Annotated in this window: 16 protein-coding genes and 5 pseudogenes; 6 read left to right on the top strand and 15 right to left on the bottom strand. The window is 57.6% G+C overall.

The window, feature by feature from the left end; genetic code table 11:
• Positions 1–25 precede the first annotated feature (25 nt).
• The 6 genes from O8B93_RS24785 to O8B93_RS24760 are packed head-to-tail and all read right to left on the bottom strand — an operon-like array spanning position 26 to position 4,451.
• Positions 26–751, bottom strand: coding sequence for an amino acid ABC transporter ATP-binding protein (locus tag O8B93_RS24785; RefSeq protein ID WP_269712473.1), 726 nt, complete (start codon positions 749–751; stop codon positions 26–28).
• A gap of 2 nt (positions 752–753) precedes the next feature.
• Positions 754–1,449 (bottom strand): amino acid ABC transporter permease, encoded by a 696-nt coding sequence (locus O8B93_RS24780; RefSeq protein WP_269712472.1) that lies wholly within the window; start codon positions 1,447–1,449, stop codon positions 754–756.
• Between the two features lie 13 nt (positions 1,450–1,462).
• Positions 1,463–2,140: an amino acid ABC transporter permease gene (locus O8B93_RS24775; protein ID WP_269712471.1), complete on the bottom strand. Its 678-nt coding sequence runs from the start codon at positions 2,138–2,140 to the stop codon at positions 1,463–1,465.
• The gene (locus O8B93_RS24770) at positions 2,137–3,054 is read right to left on the bottom strand and encodes an NAD(P)-dependent oxidoreductase (protein ID WP_269712470.1); all 918 of its coding nucleotides are present in this window, start codon (positions 3,052–3,054) and stop codon (positions 2,137–2,139) included. Before O8B93_RS24770 ends, O8B93_RS24775 begins: the two co-directional genes overlap by 4 nt.
• A 31-nt stretch (positions 3,055–3,085) precedes the next feature.
• Complete coding sequence (gene rpiB, locus O8B93_RS24765; RefSeq protein ID WP_269712469.1) at positions 3,086–3,532, bottom strand: ribose 5-phosphate isomerase B; 447 nt, start codon at positions 3,530–3,532, stop codon at positions 3,086–3,088.
• A 28-nt stretch (positions 3,533–3,560) separates the two neighbouring features.
• Positions 3,561–4,451: a FadR/GntR family transcriptional regulator gene (locus tag O8B93_RS24760; protein WP_405049089.1), complete on the bottom strand. Its 891-nt coding sequence runs from the start codon at positions 4,449–4,451 to the stop codon at positions 3,561–3,563.
• 19 nt (positions 4,452–4,470) lie between these two features.
• On the opposite strand from O8B93_RS24760, the pseudogene O8B93_RS24755 reads away from it, so the two are divergent.
• Positions 4,471–5,375: pseudogene (locus O8B93_RS24755) on the top strand (ribokinase).
• A gap of 205 nt (positions 5,376–5,580) precedes the next feature.
• Here O8B93_RS24755 and O8B93_RS24750 read toward each other — a convergent pair.
• Entirely contained in the window at positions 5,581–6,024 is a 444-nt protein-coding gene (locus tag O8B93_RS24750; RefSeq protein ID WP_269712468.1) for an alpha/beta hydrolase family protein, read from the bottom strand.
• 273 nt (positions 6,025–6,297) lie between these two features.
• Here O8B93_RS24750 and O8B93_RS24745 point away from each other — a divergent pair, with 273 nt between their 5' ends.
• Positions 6,298–9,378, top strand: coding sequence for an autotransporter outer membrane beta-barrel domain-containing protein (locus tag O8B93_RS24745; RefSeq protein WP_269712467.1), 3,081 nt, complete (start codon positions 6,298–6,300; stop codon positions 9,376–9,378).
• A gap of 185 nt (positions 9,379–9,563) precedes the next feature.
• Here O8B93_RS24745 and O8B93_RS24740 read toward each other — a convergent pair whose 3' ends face one another.
• The 6 genes and pseudogenes from O8B93_RS24740 to O8B93_RS24715 all read right to left on the bottom strand — a co-directional run.
• Positions 9,564–10,559, bottom strand: a complete 996-nt coding sequence (locus O8B93_RS24740) for a helix-turn-helix transcriptional regulator (RefSeq protein WP_269712466.1) — start codon at positions 10,557–10,559, stop codon at positions 9,564–9,566.
• A gap of 426 nt (positions 10,560–10,985) precedes the next feature.
• Positions 10,986–12,233, bottom strand: a complete 1,248-nt coding sequence (locus tag O8B93_RS24735; RefSeq protein ID WP_269712465.1) for an ABC transporter substrate-binding protein — start codon at positions 12,231–12,233, stop codon at positions 10,986–10,988.
• Positions 12,234–12,286: 53 nt separating this feature from the next.
• Positions 12,287–14,278: a putative bifunctional diguanylate cyclase/phosphodiesterase gene (locus O8B93_RS24730; protein WP_269712464.1), complete on the bottom strand. Its 1,992-nt coding sequence runs from the start codon at positions 14,276–14,278 to the stop codon at positions 12,287–12,289.
• A gap of 175 nt (positions 14,279–14,453) precedes the next feature.
• Entirely contained in the window at positions 14,454–14,795 is a 342-nt protein-coding gene (locus O8B93_RS24725; RefSeq protein WP_269712463.1) for a hypothetical protein, read from the bottom strand.
• Complete coding sequence (locus O8B93_RS24720) at positions 14,795–16,798, bottom strand: HAMP domain-containing methyl-accepting chemotaxis protein (protein ID WP_269712462.1); 2,004 nt, start codon at positions 16,796–16,798, stop codon at positions 14,795–14,797. Before O8B93_RS24720 ends, O8B93_RS24725 begins: the two co-directional genes overlap by 1 nt.
• A 411-nt stretch (positions 16,799–17,209) precedes the next feature.
• Positions 17,210–17,508: pseudogene (locus O8B93_RS24715) on the bottom strand (integrase core domain-containing protein); the annotation flags it as partial.
• Here O8B93_RS24715 and O8B93_RS24710 point away from each other — a divergent pair.
• The 3 genes and pseudogenes from O8B93_RS24710 to O8B93_RS24700 form a co-directional block, all read left to right on the top strand.
• Positions 17,497–17,808: pseudogene (locus tag O8B93_RS24710) on the top strand (IS21 family transposase); the annotation flags it as partial. The pseudogenes O8B93_RS24715 and O8B93_RS24710 sit on opposite strands and share 12 nt — an antisense overlap.
• Entirely contained in the window at positions 17,805–18,470 is a 666-nt protein-coding gene (locus O8B93_RS24705) for an ATP-binding protein (RefSeq protein WP_269712461.1), read from the top strand. The pseudogene O8B93_RS24710 and the gene O8B93_RS24705, both read left to right, overlap by 4 nt.
• 318 nt (positions 18,471–18,788) lie before the next feature.
• The gene (locus O8B93_RS24700) at positions 18,789–19,532 is read left to right on the top strand and encodes an NADPH-dependent F420 reductase (RefSeq protein WP_269712460.1); all 744 of its coding nucleotides are present in this window, start codon (positions 18,789–18,791) and stop codon (positions 19,530–19,532) included.
• A 351-nt stretch (positions 19,533–19,883) separates the two neighbouring features.
• Here the strand turns inward: O8B93_RS24700 and O8B93_RS24695 are convergent, their stop codons facing one another.
• Positions 19,884–20,015 (bottom strand): hypothetical protein, encoded by a 132-nt coding sequence (locus tag O8B93_RS24695; protein WP_269712459.1) that lies wholly within the window; start codon positions 20,013–20,015, stop codon positions 19,884–19,886.
• Positions 19,960–20,103 (bottom strand): annotated as a pseudogene (locus O8B93_RS27980) (sugar phosphate isomerase/epimerase); the annotation flags it as partial. The gene O8B93_RS24695 and the pseudogene O8B93_RS27980, both read right to left, overlap by 56 nt.
• An 86-nt stretch (positions 20,104–20,189) precedes the next feature.
• Here O8B93_RS27980 and O8B93_RS24690 point away from each other — a divergent pair.
• Positions 20,190–21,742 (top strand): annotated as a pseudogene (locus O8B93_RS24690) (ISL3 family transposase).
• Positions 21,743–21,753 lie beyond the last annotated feature (11 nt).

Below are 21,753 nucleotides of genomic sequence, written 5' to 3'. Positions count from 1 at the left end.
TATTCTCCTCCGTTTTGTTTTAATTTCAGAGATCGTGACTCAGGAAATCCTGCAGCTCCGAAGTGGTTGGTGCACTCAGGATCGACGCATCGCCCTCCTCGTGGACGAGTCCCCGGTGCATGAAGATCACGCGATCTGCGACCTTGCGTGCGAAATTCATCTCATGCGTCACCATGATCATCGTCATGCCGCTCTCGGCTAGCTTCTCGATGACACGCAGTACTTCTCCCGTCAGCTTCGGATCGAGTGCCGAGGTCACTTCGTCGAACAGCATCACCTTGGGCTCCATCGCCAGCGATCGGGCGATAGCGCCGCGCTGCTGCTGTCCACCCGATAGCTGCTCTGGATAGTGGTTGGCCTTTTCGCCGAGACCGACGCGCTCGAGTGCTGCCCGCGCAAGGTCGCGTGCCTGATGCTTCGGCACATTTTTCACGGAACGCGGGGCAAGCATGACGTTTTCTTCGATCGTGAGATGCGGGAAAAGATTGTAGCTCTGGAACACGATGCCCACGTCGAGACGAAGCTTTCGCAGATCAAGCTGGGGGTCGTGCGCCTTGTGGTCAGCAACGATGATCTCGCCGCTATCGATCACTTCGAGACGGTCGACGCAACGAAGCGCGGTGCTCTTTCCGGATCCGCTGGCACCGATCAGTGCCGCGACCTGGCCCTTTTCGACCGAGAAGCTCACGCCCTGCAATACCGTCAGCGCGCCGAAGCTTTTTTTGACTTGTTTTAATGCGATCATCGACATGATCAGCCTCCCTGAATTGCTGCGCTCTGCGTTTCCGGCTCCGCCTGAATACGTCGCCTCGACCCCATGTTCTCAAGCCGCTGGCTGAATGCCGACAGAGGGAAGCAGAGGCAGAAATAGAGGGCGGCAACGGTGAGGTAGATGAGGAAAGGCTCGAAGATCGAGTTGTTGATGAGCTGCCCTGCGCGGGTCAGCTCCACGAAGCCGACAACAGACGCGAGCGAGGTATTCTTGACGATCTGCACGCTAAAGCCGACGGTCGGTGGCGTTGCGATCCGGACCGCTTGCGGCAGGATCACCTTGAACATCCGCTGAGTGCGGGAAAGCGCCAGGCACTCTGCTGCCTCCCATTGTGCCTTTGGAACGGATTCCAGGCATCCCCGCCAGATCTCACCCAGATATGCGCTGACGTAGATCGTCAATGAAATACCGGCGGCGAAGAGAGGCGTGATCGAGAGCCCGAGCGTCGGCAGACCGAAATAAATGATGAACATGATGACCAGAAGCGGTGTGCCCTGGATCAATTGAACGTAGGTCGCCGTGATAAGGCGGACGGCACGCGAGGGCGTGATGCGGCCAAGCGCGACGAGGAAGCCGACGATCCCTCCTCCGATGAATGCCATCCCGCTCAGGACAATGGTCCATAGAGCGCCTTCCAGAAGGAACATCAGATGATTTTGGTTGAATGCTGTTGTCACTGGTCGCCTCCCTTTACAACGGCGTTCCGAGCCTGCGGCGGCGCGGGAACAAGGCCATGCCCAGCGCCCAGAAGAGCGCACGCATGACGAGGGACAGGAAAAGATAGATCACGGCGATGACGAGATAGGTCTCGAATGGCCGATAGGTTTCCGACTGGATGAAGTTGCCGGCAGCGGTCAACTCCTCCGCCGAAATCTGTGAAGTCACCGACGAGGCAAGCATCAGAAGAATGAACTGGCTGGTCAGCGCGGGATACACACGCTCCATCGCAGGACGCAATCCGACATGCCAGTAGAGCTGCACCGGTGACAGGCCAAGGCATTCGCCCGCCTCCCATTGTCCTTTCTGGATGGAGTCGAAACCTGCACGCATGATCTCTGCGGTATAGGCTCCGACATTGACCGTCAGGGCAAGGACAGCGACGACAATCGCTCCGAAGGAATAGCCCAGGCTCGAAAGCCCGAAATAGATCACGAAGATCTGCACCAGAAACGGCGTGTTGCGGATGCTCTCGACATAGACCGTTGCGATCCTCCGAAGCACCGGCCCGCCGGAACGGCGAGCGATCGCGCACGCCGTTCCGATCAGGAAGCCGGTCACCGTCGTGATCAAAGCCAACTGTGCCGTCAGCGCCATGCCATCGACAAGCATCTGCCAGCGCAGGAGGACTACCGAGAAATCGAACGTCATGGGTGAGCTGCCGTGAGTTGTGGCTGGTTCTGTCCCGTCATCCGGTCATAAACCCGGAACAACGCCTGATTGCCGTTAGATCCCTCCCCATGCGCCCTCGCCTCGACATATTGCGAGGTGACGAGCGACGTTGCCGGCATCGGGACATCCTTCTGCCCCGCCATCTCCAGTACTAACCTGAGATCCTTCAGCATCAGGTCGATGCGGAAGCCTGCACTGGCATCCCCTGCAATCATCGCCGGACCAAGCTTTTCGAGCATCCAGGAGGATGCGGAACCGCCGAGCAGCACGTCGCGCATCTGGTCAAGATCAACACCGCTTGCCCTGCCAAGGGCCAAGGCCTCGCAGATCGCCTGAATGTTGACGGCGCAGATGAGCTGATTGCAGAGCTTCACGGTCTGGCCTGCACCGGGCGCACCAACATGGGTGACGGTCGTACCCATAACCTTCAGCACCGTTTCGGCGCGTGCGAAGGCGGTACCGTCGCCTCCGACCATGATCGACAGAGCGCCGTTTTTCGCACCGATCGGACCACCCGAAACCGGACCGTCAAGCATGGCAATGGATTTCGCGGATAGATCCGAAGCCATAGACCGCGTCGCCTCAGGCGAAATCGTGCTCATGTCAATGAAGATGCCGCCGCTTGGCATATGGTCGACCACGCCGTCACGATAGACGACCTCTTCGACCTGGGGCGTGTTCGGCAACATCGAGATGACAATCTCCGCATCGGAGACCGCATCGGCCACGCTCTCGGTCGCAATACCGCCCTGACTTACGAGTGCTGAAACAGCGTCCGTCGAGATGTCAAAAACCCGAACCCGGTATCCGGCGGCGATGAGGTGGCAGGCCATCTCCCTGCCCATCACGCCAAGCCCGATAAACGCGAGCTTCGGAAAATTGCTAGTCGTCATGTCTGATCTCCCATTGAATTGGTAAGGCGGCTTACTGCGCCTTTTCCAATGCCGAGAGCTTTTCGACGCGACGGACGAAATCCTCGTTTCGGTCGAATTGAGCGTCCAGGTACGAGACGACCAGATCGCGTGCGAGCCACGGCCCTACGATCTTCGCGCCAATACACATCACGTTGACGTCGTCATGTTCGACACTCTGGTGCGCCGAGTGCACGTCGTGGCAGACCGCTGCGCGGATGCCGTTGATCTTGTTGGCGGCGATGGCAGCACCGACACCGGTTCCGCAGACGAGGATGCCGCGTTCCGCAGAACCGTCACGCACCTTCTTGCAGAGGAGCCCTGCAATATCCGGAAAATCGACCGGATCCGGCGTAAAGCTGCCGATGTCCTTGACCTTGTGACCGAGCTCCTTGAGTACCGCGACTACTTCAGCCTTCAACGGAAAACCCGCGTGGTCGCTACCGATGACAATATTCATGAATATCCTCCCTATTTGAATGAATGAACTAGGCTGGAGCAACTGCTCCTTTTGCCAGTTCGTGCAGACTTGCCCGGCGACGGAAATCGGCGCCGATCTCGAAATGTTGGTGCAGCAAATCATCGGCTCGAACCCGGTCACGGGCTACCAGAGCCTCAAGGATCAACCGATGGTGGTCGATCAGGAATTCCTCGATTCCATCGACACGAATGATTTTTTCGCGGCGCTCAAGGTGCGAACGCATCATCAACTGCGAGATCGACGCATAGATCGTCGACAGCGTTGTTGAGTGCGCAGCGTTGACGATGGCCTCATGGAACTGGAAGTCCGCGACGCCACCAGCGTCCGGATTGTCGATCGTCTCAACAATATGCCTGAGCGCATTGGCGATATTCGCCAGGTCCTGCTCAGTCGCCCGCTGGCACACCAGCCGCACGGCATGATGCTCGATCGCCCTTCTCGCCTCCATGATATCGGCCGTAACGTTGGACTCGTGCGCAAGCATGAAGCTGAAGACGTCGCCGAGAGCCGATGCATCCGGCCTCTTCACGATCGTGCCGACACCATGCCGTATTTCGACAGCACCAATCATGGACAGAGCGCGTAAAGCCTCGCGCAGGACGGGCCGACTGACATTCAAAAGTCTCGCAAGCTCACGCTCCGGCAAGAGACAGTCTCCTACCTTCAGTTCGCCGGACAACAGTTGGTCACGAAGGAACGCGGAAACCCGATTGTGGGCTCCTGCTTCCTGCGTTTCACGTCTGATCGATTTTTTCTCTGTCATCATTTGTCCATACCGTGGTATGACCACTACACTATCCACGGTCGTGACAGTGTCAAGCTGCAGATACAGAGAATCGTTCAACCCATTGGTCGAAAACATGTTTGGTTGAGACACATCGGCAATTTCAATGGACATCGCGAGAGGAATTGCACACATGATCACAGTTCTGGGATCAATAAACTTGGATCTTGTTGCCACTGCCGAACGGCTACCTGTCGCGGGAGAGACAGTTGTAGGTCGCACCTTCGAGACCTCGCCCGGCGGCAAAGGCGCCAATCAGGCGCTGGCGGCGACGCGGTCAGGAAGAAAGGTACGCATGGTTGGTGCCGTCGGTAGTGACCACTTCGCCGAGACTGCGTTAAACCTCCTACGCGAGGCAGGGACGTATCTGTCAATGGTCAAGACAGTATGCTTGGCGACCGGAACGGCCGTCATCCTTGTCGATGCATCGGGCGAAAACATGATCACTGTCATTGCAGGAGCAAACGACGCAGTTGATGTCCGTCGTGCCAACGCAGCATTCGAAGGGGCTGATGCGGGAGACCTAATGATGATGCAGCTGGAAATCCCGGCAACCACGGTCGAGCATGCTCTTACTGCCGCACGCGAGCACGGCGCCATCACGATACTGAACACGGCGAAGATGCACTTCGGCTGGCCGCGCTCGCGGACATTGTCATCTCGAACGAGACCGAATTCGATATGCTTGCGGGTTCTCCCGCGATCAACGAACAGGGGCGTGTGGAGGCGCTCCGCCGTCTTCATGCAAAGAGTGGACAGACCTTCGTCGTGACGCTTGGCAAGGACGGCGTGATTGCCATTCGGAATGGAGAACTCATAAAAGTGAAAAGCGCAAGTATTCAACCGGTCGATACTGTCGGAGCGGGCGACACGTTCTGCGGCTATCTCGTCAGTGGCCTCGATCAGGGCATGACCTTCTCACAGTCACTGGAACGAGCGGCAACCGCGGCGGCGATCACATGCTTGTCGAAAGGCGCGCAATCGGCGATACCACGCGCAGAAGATCTGGAGAGTGCACCTTGTGTCGCCCCCCTTTGATCGGCAGCAATTCAGCGACGTGAAGAATTCGCCTTGAAGGGAATCGAACCAAGACTGACAATCGCGGTTTTCGACAAATGCATGATTTTTAGCGGTGTAGATACCTATCACTAGCGATTGACCAGTTAGGGCAGGTAAACGAGGCGACTGCGCGGGAGGGCATGTTGGGCGGTCGCCACTTTACATGACGGCCGCTTGGTCATGCTCAGAGGTTTTCCTTGTAGAAAGGGATCAGCTTTGCCAGCGCCTTTCCGACCGGCTCCGGTTTGTCATAGAGATCATAGTGCGACCACCTTTCAACGACGACCGGTTCCTTCTTCTTCGAGGTAGCACGCTCGACGATCTCGCAGCCATCGCGGTAAGCGCCGAAGGCTCCGACCTGATCGCCCACCACGACGTAGAGAGGCTGGGTCAACAGAACTTCGGCGAGATGGAATGCATCCCAACTGACTGCCGCAGCCTGATGCGACAGGGATGAACGGTTCAAACCATTCGGCTTCTGGCCACGCGGCGTGCGGTAATAATCGGTCGCCTCAAGGGGATCGCGGTCAGTAACGCCAGCAGCACTCGCTTCCTCGACAGAATTGGCCAAGAGATTGTCGACGTAGAGGGCTGCGCCCCGAGCCTCGGCGGTTCGTTGCTTGGCCATTGCCTCCAGGCGCCGAGTGGGGTTACCCCCGCATCAGGCGGCCATAGTTCGCGCCTGTGACAGCGCCGACCGCCTTGATATCGCGCTCAGTCATCGTGGCGTTGATCGAGTAACAAAGCTTAACTTGGCAAGAGCAGAAAAATTAAGCTGTCGTTCGCTCATTGTGGAGACGAAAAAGATCGCTAATAGACTAAATTAGATATTAACCATAACGAAATATTAAATCGATTGCCCTTTATTCTTCTTTAGAGGAAGCGACTATCGGACAAAGACATGGCCAAATGGCTCGATGAGGCAACTATCCAAGGAATGGGCCTGCGACAAGCTATGACATTGTCGTGCGCATCGGCGCTGGCGCTGGCGCTCGTCGTGGTGCCGGGATGGGCGCAACAGGTCATCGGTGGCAGCGATACGAAGATTGTCGACGGCACAGATCCGGGCGCAACCGGTGCGGGCACGCAACCAAGCCCATGGACGATCAATAATGACCTCTTGATAGGAGAGCAAAGCGGTGACGACGCAGCCCTCATCATCCGGAATGGCGGCGATGTCAGCAATGATATCGGCGTGCTCGGCGTCGATCCGGGTGCGGGTGGCACCGTAGCGGTGACGGGGCCGGGCTCCACCTGGACTAATTACGACACCCTCTTTGTCGGCCATCAGGGCGCCGGCACGCTCAGCGTCGAAGATGGCGGCGTGGTCGATAGTGTGGCCAGCCATGTCGGCTATTTCTCCGGCGCGAGCGGTTCGGTCACGGTCACTGGTGCAGGTTCGACCTGGACCAGCTCCCAGGACACCTACATCGGCGATAGCGGCACCGGCACGCTCACCATCTCGAATGGCGGCACGGTCAATAGCGCATCCGGTTATATCAGCAATGATTCCAGCGCCATCGGCGAGGTCATCGTCACGGGCGCAAATTCGGTCTGGAACAATGCTACGTACGTCTCAGTCGGCGAGGCCGGAACGGGAACGCTAACCATTTCAAATGGCGGCTCCGTCGCCGGCAGCCAAGGCTATGTCGGCTTCAGTTCAGTCGGCAGTGGTGTGGTGAGCGTGACCGGCACGGGCTCGAGCTGGATCAGCTCAGGTGCACTCTTCGTCGGCGAATTCGGCAGAGGCAGTGTCACGATTAGCGATGGCGGCATGGTTTCTGCGTCCAAGATCGTCATTGCCGACGATTCCGGCTCCACGGGAACGGTGGAGATTGGCGGAAGTGCCGGAAACGAACGCGGCGTTCTGGAGACGGGTTACGTCGAGAGAGGAGCCGGTAACGCAAACCTCGTTTTCGACGGCGGGATTCTGCGCGCAACGGGCAGCGAGGCGAATTTCCTGCGCGGCTTCGGCGCCGGGGAGGTAACGATCGATGCCGGTGGCGCCTTTATCGATACGAACGGCTTTGCCGTCGGTATATCAACAGATCTGCAAGGGACCGGCGGCCTCACCAAGCAGGGCACCGGTACGTTGACGCTTTCCGGCACCGACATCTATAGCGGGGTGACGACGGTCGAGACCGGCACGTTGCTGGCGGGCAGCGCCGGCGCTTTCGTGCAGAACGGCGCCTACGCGGTTAATGGCGGTGTCCTTGATCTCGGTGGATTCAACCTGACCATGGGGCAGCTTTCAGGACACGGCGGCGAGATCGCGATTGGCAACGCCGACTTGACCATCGACCAAGCGAGCGACGGCACCTATGGCGGCATATTCTCCGGCAGCGGCGATCTCACCAAACGCGGCAGCAGCACCTTGTTCCTGACTGGCAACAGTTCGGGCTTTGCCGGCACGACGATCGTGTCGGGCGGCGGCCTGGTCGTCAATGGCAGCCTTGGCGGCACCCTGACGATGACGGGCAGTAGACTGGGCGGCTCGGGGGCCATTGGTACGCTGAACGCCGGCGCGGGCGTCACTGTTGCACCCGGCAACTCCATCGGAACATTGACTGTCGGCGGCAACCTCATTTTCGATCCGGGCTCCACCTATGAAGTCGAGGTCGATCCCGCCGGCACCGCCAGCGATTTCATCTCGGTCGCCGGCACCGCGTTTCTAAACGGCGCCTCCGTCACCCATGTTGGGATGAATGGCAACTACAAACCCTTCTCCCCCTATACTATCCTGACCGCAACCGGCGGGATCAGTGGCACATTCGGCGCGGTCACCTCCAAATACGCCTTCCTGGCAGCCGACCTCTCCTATGATCTGAACAACGTCTATCTGCAGATCGCGCGCAACGACGTGAGTTTCACCGACATGGCGGCGACGCGCAACCAGATTGCGGCGGCGGGTACCGCCGAGCAACTCGGGACCGGCAACAACGTCTACGACGCGATCGTCACATTGGCGGACGACAGGTCAGAGATCCAGGCGAGCTTGAACGCCCTTTCCGGCGAAATCCACGCCTCGATCAAGACGGCGATGATCGCCAATAGCCTCTTTGTCCGCGATGCCGCCAATGAGCGCCTGCGCTCCGCTTTCGGTGATCCCGGTGCCACCGCATTCCCGATACAGGCCTTCCAGCCGCGCGGTCCGGAACCGATCGCCGCCGATACGTGGGAAAGGCCGGTTTTCTGGAGTACGGCCTTTGGCGGACTGAGCGAGACATCCACGGATGGCAACGCCGCTACGCTGCGCCATCAGACCGGTGGATTTCTCGTCGGCGTCGATACCACCTTCGATGACTTCAGGCTCGGCCTGATGGCGGGTTACGGCAATTCAGGCTTTAACCCGCGCCAAAACGCCTCATCGGGATCGAGCGACGATTATCACCTTGGTCTCTATGCCGGCACGCAGTGGGGCAATCTAGCTTTCCGCTCCGGCCTTGCCCATACTTGGCACGAGCTTGATACTCGCCGCCGCGTCGTGATCGGAAGCTTAGAGGAGAGGCTTGATGCGAGTTACGGCGCCGGCACACTGCAGGCCTTTGCCGAGCTCGGATATCGCTTCGATGCGACGGCGGTGTCTTTCGAGCCCTTCGTCAATCTCGCTCACGTGGCCCTTCGGACTGCGGGGTTCACAGAAGACGGCGGGGCCGCCGCGCTCACCAATACCACCATCGCCACACTTGGCCTGCATGCCGAAATGGATATTCGCTTGGGGGAAGCGAATGCCACCCTGCGCGGCATGTCGGGCTGGCRGCATGCGGCCGGTGATACCGTTCCGCTGACGACGCATACTTTTGCGGGAGGCGGCGACTTCACCGTCGCCGGCATCCCGGTGGCGCGCAACGCCTTCATCTTTGCTGCCGGGCTCGACTACGACCTCAACCCAAGCTCCACTCTCGGTATTGCCTATTCCGGCCAGATTGCTGAAGACGCCCAACAGCATGGGGTCAAAGCGACGCTATCGGTGAAGTTCTAAAATCCGCTTCCTACGGTGCGCCGGCATCCTTGCACTTCACGCTTTGAAAGCACGGAACGGCAATGCCGGAAATTCCTGCGATAAATGGCCTGCCAATTGCACCCTCGCCCATGGAACAAGGCTACATGGCGTCTGACCTGAGACCCAAGTTTTCTCCGGGATTTCGAAAATCAGAGCACTTGTAGTTACGTGCTTATCCTGGACCGCCTTTTCGTATCTGACGGATTTTCTCCGTAGCCGGCGCGATAGGTCGCGGAAAAGCGTCCGAAATGGAGAAATCCCCACTTGAGGCTGATGTCCCTCAGCGATAGCTGGTTTAATGGATTTAGCAAATCGCTGCGCGCAGCTTGCAGGCGGATTTTCCGAAGATAGCCTGATGGTGTCATCTGCTTGAAGTCGCGAAAGCTGACTTCGAGTGCGCGAAGGGAAGTACCCGCCGCCTCGGCCACGTTTCGCATGGTTATGGGCTGCCCGATATTCAGATGCATGAATTCGATGGCGCGATTGACATGCCTTGGCGATAAGAGATGGACTTTGTTGTCCAGGAGATACGAGTGCCTATGAGGAAGAAGACGGATGACAATATCCGCCAAGGCCTGCGTCAAATTCGCCATGGCAATGGGAGATCTGAGCAGCGGCCCATCGTTGCGCATTCCGAGAATGATAGTCTCCACCAGACTGCCGATCAGTTGACCTGTACCTGATGAAAGGTCCGCAACGGGCGACAAATCCATTCCGCCGACCAACGGCGTGTCCACCATGGCCGCAAAGGTTTGGGATATTGTCTTCCAGCTCAGGCTCACCGTATCAGAACGGTGGAAGCCGCTATTAACGGAGACGCTTTCCGGTTCGCGGTTGTTCATCACGAGCAACCGACCTTTCATGCCTGCGACCGTGGTGTTGCCAAGTTTGACATCGAGCGCGCCCATTCGTGGCAGAAGAATTGCAAGACATTCGGGCGTTTCCCCTACCGTCCTCGCGCCCCAGCCGCCAAGATCCTGATTGCTTACCAACGACAATTGTTCGTTACCCCAGAAACCGACTTTCCAATCGAGCAACTGTTGCCTGTCGGTCCGCGACGCTTCGAAATGACCAAACCCTGCCGTCAACGCGTCAACCATGTCCTCGAAGGTTTCGCCTTTGAATTGTGGATTGAAATCGGTTAATTTATTTTCGGGCATGAAATACTAACTGAGGTAGAATAGTTGAAACATAAACCATATCCGTATCGACTTCTGTATGACTTTTACGAATTCCCAATCAATAGTTGAATTTTGAAGAATGTCTTTTCAGAATTCACTGCCATAAGCTTAGCTGAATTAGATTTCGCTTTACAAGCGTTTATAGCTTTCCGAAGCAATTCATGATCTTCGTCTCTGCATAGACCGATTTTCCCGCCAGTCTGTGAAAAAATGCTCGTTTTTGAGGTGCGTTGATCGGACATGTTTCCCGGTCAGGCCCCTGGGAATTATTCATTTCCCGCAGTGCCGTGCGCGTTCCACTGAAATTTTTCAGTGCGTGGATTACTCTGTTGAAAGCCGTGACATTCCACTTCAGACTTTATGAAGTCGGCGTTGCGCGTCGGGACAGCGACAAGGCCAAAACAATCAGTGCTGACTGAGGAGTTCGAGAAGCCGTTGTTGCGTTTGTTCAGGAGAAATCGTTTCATCGTTGAAATAGTCGCCGATGATGCCGATCCAGCCTTCCGACATCTGGCTCGGCATCGCCTGAGACTGTGCGCTTACCTCGCCCTTCTTTGCCCTTATCATTTCCAGCCCGAGCTTCCCGCAACGGTCCAGGGCAGTTGGATCGACGTCGACCCGTACTGGCAATGACCCTTTGATACGACTGAACGCAACCTGATTTTCCCTGTTGAGGATCATGCGCGCGAATGCGCGCTGGGCGTCGGCCACGCCATCACGGTTGGCAATCGGGAATGCGAAAGCATCGACCACCATGAAATATGCTATGGATGTCCCCGGAACGAGGCTGCAGTCAAAGTCATCACCAACACGGTAGCCGCGCGCCAACAATTCGCCCTTTGCCCAATCGCCCATGAATTGCATGCCTGCCTCGCCCGCGCCGACGGCAGCTGTCGCATCTGCCCATGTCTTGCCCTTGCGTTCCTCATACGGCGCGGCATATCGGGAAAGACGGCGTAGGATGGTCAGTGCCTCGGCCATCTGCGGACCTTGAACCAGTGCCGGGTCGCCACTGATTAGCCTTTTGTAACCCTCAGCTCCAAAGACCTCGAAAATGATGTCGTTGAAGATAAGCGAGGTTTCCCATGGTTTTCCACCAAGGGCGATGGCGATCTTTCCTGATGCTCTGATCTTTTCGGCCGTATCGAAAATTTCATCCCATGACCGAGGTATAGTAACGGCAATGTCCTTGAAGAGTTTCGTGCTCGTCCACAGCCAGTTTTCTGCGTGGATACTGGTCGGGGCGAAATAGACTTTCCCCCTGTAGGATATCCGGGCGAGCACAGAGGCAGGAATGACATCATGCCATTTTTCAGCCAAGGCGACGTCGTCAATGTCCTGCACCACCCCCATTTCGGGCAGTTCCCGGGAACCTTCATTGGCGTTCCACTGCATGGCTGCCGGTGCGTAACCGTTGGCGATGCGATCGCTCACCAGCCGCTGCTCTGCAATCTTGTTTTCGACCGGAATGTCCGCCCATTGATTGCCTGCGGCGGACCAGCTGTTACGGAGAACGTCCAATGCTGCGGATTCGCTTTTCGACACCCAGAAGTGGACGACATCCACGGACATCCCGTCGTCCGCGCCGGCAGCGGTCGCAGCGGAGGATAAAAGAAGAGAAATCGCCAGCCTTATACCTGCATGCAGTTTCATATGCGTCTCCGTCGATGGTTTGGCTACTCGGGCTCTTGCTGTTTGCGAACTGTTCAGCCTGTAGCCTGACGCAGGTGAAACAGCACGTTAGACTGTGCGGGTGCGCGAGCCGTCAGACGCGTGATCACGTCGCTGGCAGCTTCAGGTCGGGCGAAAAGATATCCCTGACCAATGTCGCAGCGCGCCCGGAGAAGAAAATCATACTGCGCCGGGGTTTCTATCCCTTCAGCAACGCACCGCTTGCCGAGACTGCGTGCAAGATCGATCATGGCTGTGACGATCTGCTCGGATCGGATATCCGTGCCGAGATCGGTAACGAAGCTCCTGTCGATCTTCAGTTCATCGAATGGAAAGTCACGCAGATGCACCAGCGATGCGAAGCCGGTGCCGAAGTCGTCCAGCGCCACCGACATGCCCCTGCGACGAAACTCGGTGATGGTTTCTCGTATCTGGTCCGCTCCGCGGTTGAGGAAGACGTCCTCCGTCACCTCGACCGCTAGATCTTCCCAATCCAGACCGTTTGCGTGGATTGTAGCGTCGATCAGCTCAAAGCCATCCTTCCCGACCAGCATCGCTTCGGGAAGGTTGATGGCGACTGATCCCGGCTGCAGCCCTTTTGCCTTCCATGCCCTGAGGTCAGAGGCCACCGTGTTGACGACGCAACGTGTCATGCCGCGTATGAAATTATTTCTTTTGATGAGATGCAGGAATCGCGCGGGCGGCAGAAGGCCGAGTTCGGGATGCTGCCAGCGCACCAGCGCCTCAAAACCGAGATGCCCACCCGTCTGAAGGTCGATCTTGCGCTGATAATGGACGACGAACTCGTCGCGGTCGATGGCGGCAGCGAGGCCTGCTGCAAGCTGGATGTCCTGGAGGCGCTGAGTATGTGAGCTCTCGTCGAAAATCGTCGCCGTGTTTCGCTTTCCCTTGGCCGCATAAAGCGCAAGATCGGCAATCTGGGTCAGCATACCCTCATCGCTTGCATGCAGGGGAGCCACAGCGCCTCCGATACTGGCCGACACAGGCAGGAAACGTCCCGCCAGAGGATAGGCACTTGCAATCGCCGCCACTGCATTATGCGCAATGGCTTCAAGCGTCGATGCATTGTCGATTCCGGGCAGAAGGATTGCGAATTCATCACCTCCCAGCCTTGCAACGACCTCGCCTGAATAAAAGATCTTCCGAAGGATGTGCGCTACCTGCTTGAGAACCACGTCTCCGGCAGGATGTCCTAGACTGTCGTTAATGTCTTTGAAATGATCGAGATCGACAAGCAGCATGGCGAAACCAGCACCGGTCTTTTCCAGATTGTTGAATAATCCACTCAACGCGTCATTGAAGGAGGACCGGTTATTCAAGCCCGTCAAGGCGTCGAAATGCGCCAAATGCGTAAGCCTGACCTCGAAATCGCGGGTGCGGCGGTGTTCGTCACGCAGGTTTCGAAGCAGGGGCAGGAAAAGCAGAACGGTCGCTGAAATCAGCGCGGCGGCGTTGAGGCTGAGAAGCAGCGTGCTTATCAGGCGCGCGTGGCTGATGCTGCTTTCACTTCTGTCGTGGGCGCTTTCGATCAGCGTACTGAACTGGCGCATAAGCAGGCTGTCGGAAGCGACGGCAAAATCGATCGGGCCCCAGAAGGAATAGCGCTCGCGCCTGTCTTCCCGCGGGGCAGCGATGACACGCTCGGCCCGGTCGAGAAAATCTTCCAGCCGACCTTCGAATTCAGCCCGAAGATTTTCCACGGCCTCGTCTCTCGGATTGAGCCGTTCTAGGAAATTCTGTGCAATTTCCCCATGGAGCTTGTCCAGTTCAATGTTGAGTCTGCGGATGGTGATGATGGCGTCGCGCACGTTGTCAATCATGGGCGTAACGACATAGTCAGGAGTCGTCTGGTCCGCAGAAGCACGCATGATCGCCCGTGTCTGATTGGAGAGTTGCTGAAAGCGGATGAACTGCCGTCCAAGCAGGTAACTGATATCTTGCTGCAGTGAATGTCGGTCAAGCGCAATCGAAACGGTCTTGTAGGTTGCCACGATCAGTAGCGTCATTATGATGACCGCGATCACAAAATAACGGCCGATCGATCGAATATGGAGCTCGACGGAGGTCTGGGGCTTACGAAGAGAATTCACAGCATTTCCGATCCGGGCGCTGCCTTGTCGCTGGCAGTTGAAAGAAGATTATCGATTTCAGTGACCGCTGAGCAGGGCGAGTTAAGTACGATCAGTCATGGCAACCTTCCGCAGCCTCGAGCGGAGAGTTGCCATCGACGATAGACAGGCGCGGTACGCCATGGCGCGCCGAAAGTTTCGCGCAAATAGCTTCGAGAAAATTTGTCGTTTGGATGAGTTTTTCCCTCTCATGTTCGAGCAACGCCTGAATGTCGGCGTCTTCAAGAATAATCGGATGGGTGAGACTTATTTTGCGATGGGGCATTTGCAGGTTTCTCTTCACAATGGGTCCGTGTTTCATTGGCATGGCGCTGTCACCTGACGAACGAGGTGACAGCGTGATGATGGCCTGTGCAGCCTGGCAGCGTATTTTGCTGTCAGGCCGCCGCACCATCAGAATTCGCTCCACTCCGTCTGAGCTTGCCCGCCACGGCTGCCAAAGGCGCCGGCAAGCCTGTTAGCCAGGGCTCGGGCAGGTGAAGCGGTAGGTTTGCTCGTCCGGCTTGCAGCCTGCGGTGCGGAGCGCGTATCCAGCTTGAAGCGAGCGATAAGCCGCGCGAGGCTTGCCGCTTCATCGGCCAGCCGATTGGTAGCCGCAGTCGATTCCTCCACCATCGCGGCGTTTTGCTGGGTGACGTGATCCATCTGGTTGACGGCGGTACTAACCTCATGCAGCCCGGTCGACTGCTCCTTGGCTGCGGTGGCGATCGAATGGACATGTTCGTTGATCTTGACCACATGGCCCTGAATCAGTCCAAGCGCCTTGCCGGTTTCCGTCACAAGCTTGACGCCGGAATGGACCTCATCGCCTGAGCGGGAAATCAGCCCCTTGATGTCCTTGGCGGCGGCGGCCGACCGCTGGGCAAGTTCGCGGACCTCCTGGGCGACAACGGCAAAGCCCTTGCCCGCGTCGCCAGCGCGTGCCGCCTCAACGCCGGCATTGAGCGCCAGCAGGTTGGTCTGAAAAGCGATTTCATCGATTACGTTGATAATCTGGCTGATCTCGCCAGAGGCCTGCTCGATGCGACCCATGGCGGATATGGCCTCCTCGACGACCGTGCTTGAGAGTTCCGTGCTTCGGCGCGCCTCATCGACCATGTGGCTTGCTTCGAACGCCCGCTCGGTGGAGTTCTTGACTGCGGCGGTGATTTCCTCGAGAGCCGAGGATGTTTCCTCCAGAGACGCAGCCTGCTGCTCGGTGCGCTTTGAAAGGTCACCGGATCCCGTCCGCATCTCGTCGGCACCGGCATTGATCGTATCAATCGCTGAACGCACCTCGCCGAGGACAGAGCCCAAATTGGACATCGTTGCATTGACGTTCTGTTGCAACTCGCCGAAGGCCCCCTGGAAATTGCCTTTCATCGCGTCCGTCAGATCGCCCTCGGCCAGGGCCGAAACGACGCGGCGGGTTTCCGCAATTCCGCGATCGACAGAGGCCACCAGTTCGTTCACACCCATGGCAAAGCGGTTGAGATCGTCATTGCCGTAGTCCTGCGTGATACGTTGGGTAAAGTCGCCGGACACAGCGGCGGACACGACCGCCGCGATGCTCGATTGAAGATCGGCGCTCTTGGCTTGCAACGCCGATTCCTGGGCGCTCAAGTCGCGTACCTTGATGCCATTCTGCTTGAATACTTCCACAGCCCGCGCCATGGAACCAATCTCGTTGGGCATATCGGTAAAGGGTACATCCGTCTCGAGCTTGTCGCTGGCAAGTTCGGCCATGGCATCCGTCAGGCGCCTGATCGGCCGCACAACCTGCGTGAGGCTCATCAAAATTCCCAGAATGATCGCGAGGACGGCTCCTACTGCGAGTACCCCATAGCTCGTAAAGATCGTGGCGTCTGTTACCACGCTTGCCGCATCGTTCTTGCGTTTCAGTTCCGACTTCGCCCAGTCATAAAGTTTTGTAGCATTGGCATCGAATTTAAGGCGCATCGGCGCAAAACTTGCGCTGGCGAGCTTCAATGCGGCATCCGTTTCGGGGCTCTGAGCTGAGGCAATGATATCCGGGGTCGTTGCGCGCAAATTCTTAAGATCGGACTTTAGACTATCAAAATCAGCCTTTTGATCAGGATAAAGGGAGGCCGCCTGATCCACGAAATTTTCTGTTTCACCAAAGACGTCGTTTAGCTCCTTTTCCATCGCCTTTATGGTGGGCGGATCCGATTCAGCGATCATGCGATAGAGAACGCGTCCAAGAGAATCCGAATTTCCGGTGATCTCGGCGAGCTTTATGGAGCCGGCCGCATCACGATCCAGGACATCGCTGTATGTATTATCGATGGATTGAAGTTTCGTCGCTTCATAGATGCTGACGCTCGCACCGATGGCGACTGTTATGCTTGTCAAAATCAGAAGTTTAGTGCCAATCTTCAGGGCGTGAACAAAAAACATATGGATACCTCAGCTACAGGAACAGAAATGCTGCGCCCGCTGCCGCGACTGCGGGAAGGCGTTTATTTTCCATTCATTGACTTTCGAAAAGGAAGCCCGAGATCATTCGGGTCTATGGGTAGTTTTACCGTTACCCAGCGGGCCCAAGGTTGTGTTCTTCTTTGGAACGTTACAATCCGCGCCTTTGCCCGGCTATTGAATAGTTATAGAACTTAACAAGATTATTCGCATTTTTCCGGCTTTGATAATTTCTGCGACATCTGGATAAAAGTGCGCTTTTACGATGCGAAATCGGCAGAATAGGGCAAACCAGAAACTCGACACGCTGCCTTGCCATTTCCTCACGACACGGACCGATAGAATCGTCCGGCCGGTTGTAGTCTGCCCCCGTGCGGTGATCCGGTTGGAATGTTAGTGCTTGCTTGGCCTGCTGGCCACCGCTGGTGTTGAAGCCGGTCCGTTCTGGCGAGGCCAAATGGTCGTTTCGGGGGATGGTGGCTTGTAGCCCAGCGACGAGTGAGACCGCACGGTGTTGTAGTGCCGTCTCCAGTTTTCGATAATGATCTTCGCCTCCTTGAGTGTGTAGAAGATTTCACCGTTGAGCAGTTCGTCTCGAAGCTTCGAATTGAAGCTCTCGCGATAGCCGTATTCCCACGGACTGCCCGGCATAATGTAGGGGTCTTGGCACCCACCGCCGCGATCCATTCGCGACGCTGCGCCGGCTGATGGAAGGCCGCATGGCAAAGCATGGGCGGCGGGAATACGTACAGGTTCTCCGCCTGCTGGAAAGCTTCGAACTGGCAGACCTGCATGCGGCGGTAAAGCAGGCCATCCAGCTCGGCGCGATCAGCGTCGACGCCGTCAAGCATCTGATCCTGTGCCGGGTGGAGCGCCGGCCGCCGCGACTGGACCTGTCCATCTATCCCTACCTGCCGAGGGCAACGGTCGAGAAGACCTCGGCGAAGGCGTATATGCGCCTTTTGTCGAATGATGCGGGAGAAGTGGCATGAGCGCCGAAACACCCGAGATTCTACTCGCTCATTATCTCAAGGCTCTGAAACTGCCGACCTTCCAGCGCGAGTATCAGAAGCTGGCCCGGCTATGTGCCACGGAAGGCGTCGATCATGTCGGATACCTAACCCGTCTTGCCGAGCGGGAGATGATCGAACGGGACCGCCGCAAGGTCGAGCGCCGCATCAAGGCGGCCAGGTCCCCGGTCGTTAAAAGCCTCGACAGTTTCGACTTCGCCGCCATCCCCAAGCTCAACAAGATGCGGGTGCTGGAACTGGCGCGCTGCGAATGGATCGATCGTCGAGAGAACGTTATCGCGCTCGGACCTAGCGGCACGGGCAAGACACATGTCGCGCTCGGTCTTGGCCTGGCCGCTTGCCAGAGGGGTCTGTCGGTCGGCTTCACCACCGCCGCCACTCTGATCACCAGCAATCTGCCTTTCGACGAATGGACGGAAACCTTGGGATCCGAGCGTCTGACCGGCGCGTTGCTCGATCGCATCACCCACCACGTCAACATCCTCGAGATGAACGGCGACAGCTATCGTCTCGCCCAAAGCCGCGCCCGCAAGGCCGGCGGACACCTCTCAAAAAATCGCCGCCCCCGCCTGAGATCCCCGCTCGGGCTACGCCCTCCCGGCGGTCTCAGGCGGCCGCCATAGTGGCCGACTTTTGCTCCCCCCAGTGGGCGGTTTTTACTCCGCCGTTAACGCAGCCTCTTGTTGCTGGCCATTGTCAAAGGACAAAGCGGAATACCTTTTACGCTTCTAAATCCAATCTGTATGATGTCCGTTGAACGGCTCGCAATCCCAAACGCAATGCCATGCCGCAATTCCGGTGCGAGGTCCGGGCAGGTGATAGCGCTCACACAATACCCCGCCGACATACTTACCTTTTAGTGGGTAACCCACTTATCTGTCGGTTCTTGTTGTAGTCGCAGTATCCATTATCTTGGTAGGCAGCACAACAGGAGCATCAGCATGAAAATCGGTATTATCGGAATTGGCTACATTGGCAGCACTCTCGCACGCAAGCTCGCATCGGCAGGACATGAGGTCAGCGTGGCGAACTCGAAGGGAGCCGACGCTGTCAGGCCGTTCGCCGACGAAATCGGAGCCACGGCGACGGACACGAAGGGCGCGATCTCCGGCACGGACGCGGTCATCCTTTCAATTCCGCTTCTCGCCATCGAAAACCTGCCGAAGGACCTTTTCAAGGACCTGCCCGCCAACGTCCCGGTCATCGATACTAGCAACTACTATCCGGGCCTGCGCGACCCGCAGATCGCCGACCTCGATGCGGGCGAGGTCGAGGGCGTCTGGGTCTCCAGACAGATCGGTCGCCCTATCATCAAGGCCTTCAATAACATCCTCTCCTATTCCCTGGCCGAGCTGGGTCAGCCCGAGGGAACGCCTGGTCGTCTGGCCGTGGCGGTTGCGGGAGACGCCGCCGCGAAGGAGATCGCCATGGCAATCGTAAACGAGGTCGGGTTCGACCCTGTCGACGGCGGGTCCCTCGCCGAATCCTGGAGGCAGCAACCGTTGACGCCTGGATACTGCTGCGACTTCGACGCCCCCACCATGCGCAAGGCACTCGACGCCGCAGTCGAGGGTGAAGCACACACAAGGTGGCCCGTGTTCAAGAGCAAGATGGCAACGCTAGGGCCGGACGCGACCCACGAGGACCGCGTGGCGATGAACCGTTCGTTTGCACCGCTTCAATAAAGCAACAGCGGCCTATCTTCGATCTGCAACATGATGGGGTCGTGTTGCAGATCGGCGCGCTCAACGGAAAGCAACAAACCCAGCAATTTGAGATGTGCAACACACTTTCCATCGTCCAGTAGGGCATAAGCGCGGCTGGACAGAACATCCCATCCACTCACTCACCCAGCTACAAAGCCGAAACCGCACTCTTTGGAACATTGCTTCAATGTATCTCGCGTCGGCGGGCGCCGTACCGACTGTATTAGGCCTGTTCACCCCGATGCCAAAGACGGATCCTCACTTAACGTTTGGGAGATGGTTATTGAGGAACACGTTACCCTTGGTCAGTACTGCTTCCGCATCCAGCGATTAGTCGTGCTCAAGGATGAACCACTTTGCGCTGCCCTGTTTGGCTGCGGGCAGGATCGTCTTCCAGTCGAGCGTGCCGGTGCCGATCCAGCGTTTCCACAGCCGAAACACCTGCGCGGTTAAGAATAGCAAACTGTTCCTCCAGCGTCCCGGAACTGCGCAGCGTGTACATCTGCGCGGCGATTGGCAGTGTTTTGCTGTCATCAGCGGAAACTGGGTGTCAATCGGCGCGGAATGTTGGGTCTGACTCATTCTCGATGATGTTTGGGATTCTACTGGCCTGGTTTCCGAAGGAGAATCAGCACCATGCGAGCCCATTTTCGGCTTTCCGATCTGATCCCTGCCGAATTGAACGTGGAGGCAGTGCATCACAGACCCGACGTGATCGTGGTCGCGGCATGTGGTCAGTCCGGAGGTTGTAGGTGCCCCGAATGCGGTACGACCTCCCATCGTGTTCATAGTCGCTATCCTCGGATAATTGCCGATCTGCCGTGTGCGGGTCGAAGGATCGAACTGCATCTGACTGTCCGACGCTTCGTCTGTGCTGCCGACGAATGCCGCCGAAAGATTTTCGCAGAGCGTTTCGGTAATGATATCGTCCGGCCCATGGCCCGCCGGACAGCACGCCTAGACACGTTGGTTCACCATCTCGCTTTAGCATTGGGTGGTCGCCCGGCAGCACGGTTCGCAGATCGTCTCGGGTTTCCGGTTAGCAATGACACGCTGCTTCGAACCATTCGCCGATATGATCGCCCACCGCCACCGCCGCCAAGCGTTATCAGCATTGATGACTGGGCGTGGCGTCGCAACCATCGATATGGCACGATCATCTGCGACCTTGAACGGCGAAAGGCGATCGCCTTGCTGCCCGACCGAGAACCGGCGACTGCCAAGGCCTGGCTGGTCCAGCATCCCCAGATCGAGATCGTCGCACGAGACCGCGGTGGCGGATACGCGCAGGCCGCCACACAGGCCCTGCCATATGCCAATCAAGTCGCCGACCGCTGGCATCTGATGGAGAACGCTAGCCATGCCTTTCTCGACGCAGTGCGCAGGTCGATGCGGCAGGTCCGCATCGCAGTTGGCACAGCAACCGTAAATCCGAAGCTTCTGACTGCGGCCGAGCGTTTGCAGTATGAGGGATATCTGCGACGAGAAGAGGCAAACGCTATCATTCGTGGGCTCGTCGGCGAAGGCTTATCCATCAAAGAAATCGTGCGCAGAACCGGGCACAGCAGAAAGTTGGTTCGCAGCGTCGTTCGTGGTCAACGGACCGACATCTTTCGAGTCCGGCAAACGTCACTCGAACCACATCCGCCGTGGCTCGAAGCGCAATGGGATGCCGGATTACGGAACGGCGCTGAACTGTGGCGTCGGCTTCGGCTGGCTGGGTTTGGCGGCGGTCTCCGCGTTGTCACTGAATGGGCAACACGACGAAGGCGGGCCGAAAAGGCCGAGAACGGGCTCGGCCACGCGCCGGCGGCACGCACCATCGTCCGCCTGATGACCCTTGAACGCAACAATTTGACCAAGGCTCAAACGATGACGGTTGCCGCAATCGAGGAGCGACTACCAGACCTCGTCGAGGCCCGAGATGTCGTGGAGAGCTTTCACGAGATGCTACGGCGCAAGTCTAAAGATGATCTGGACACGTGGCTCGCCCGCGCAGCAACAAGCTTGGTCGCATCATTCGCCAACGGCGTTATCCGCGACAGGGCAGCGGTTCAGAATGCAATAACTCAATCTGGTCGAACGGCCAGACAGAGGGCCAGATCACCAAGCTGAAACTCATCAAACGCCAGATGTACGGGCGCGGGAAACTCGATTTGCTTGAGGCACGTATCGTCGGAGCACCCTGATGTCATCGAGA

This window comes from Martinezella rhizogenes (genome assembly GCF_027460065.1).
GTDB classification, from domain to species: domain Bacteria; phylum Pseudomonadota; class Alphaproteobacteria; order Rhizobiales; family Rhizobiaceae; genus Agrobacterium; species Agrobacterium rhizogenes_C.
The sequence above is the reverse complement of the archived record's forward strand: the minus strand, read 5'-3'. Positions and strand labels throughout refer to the sequence as shown.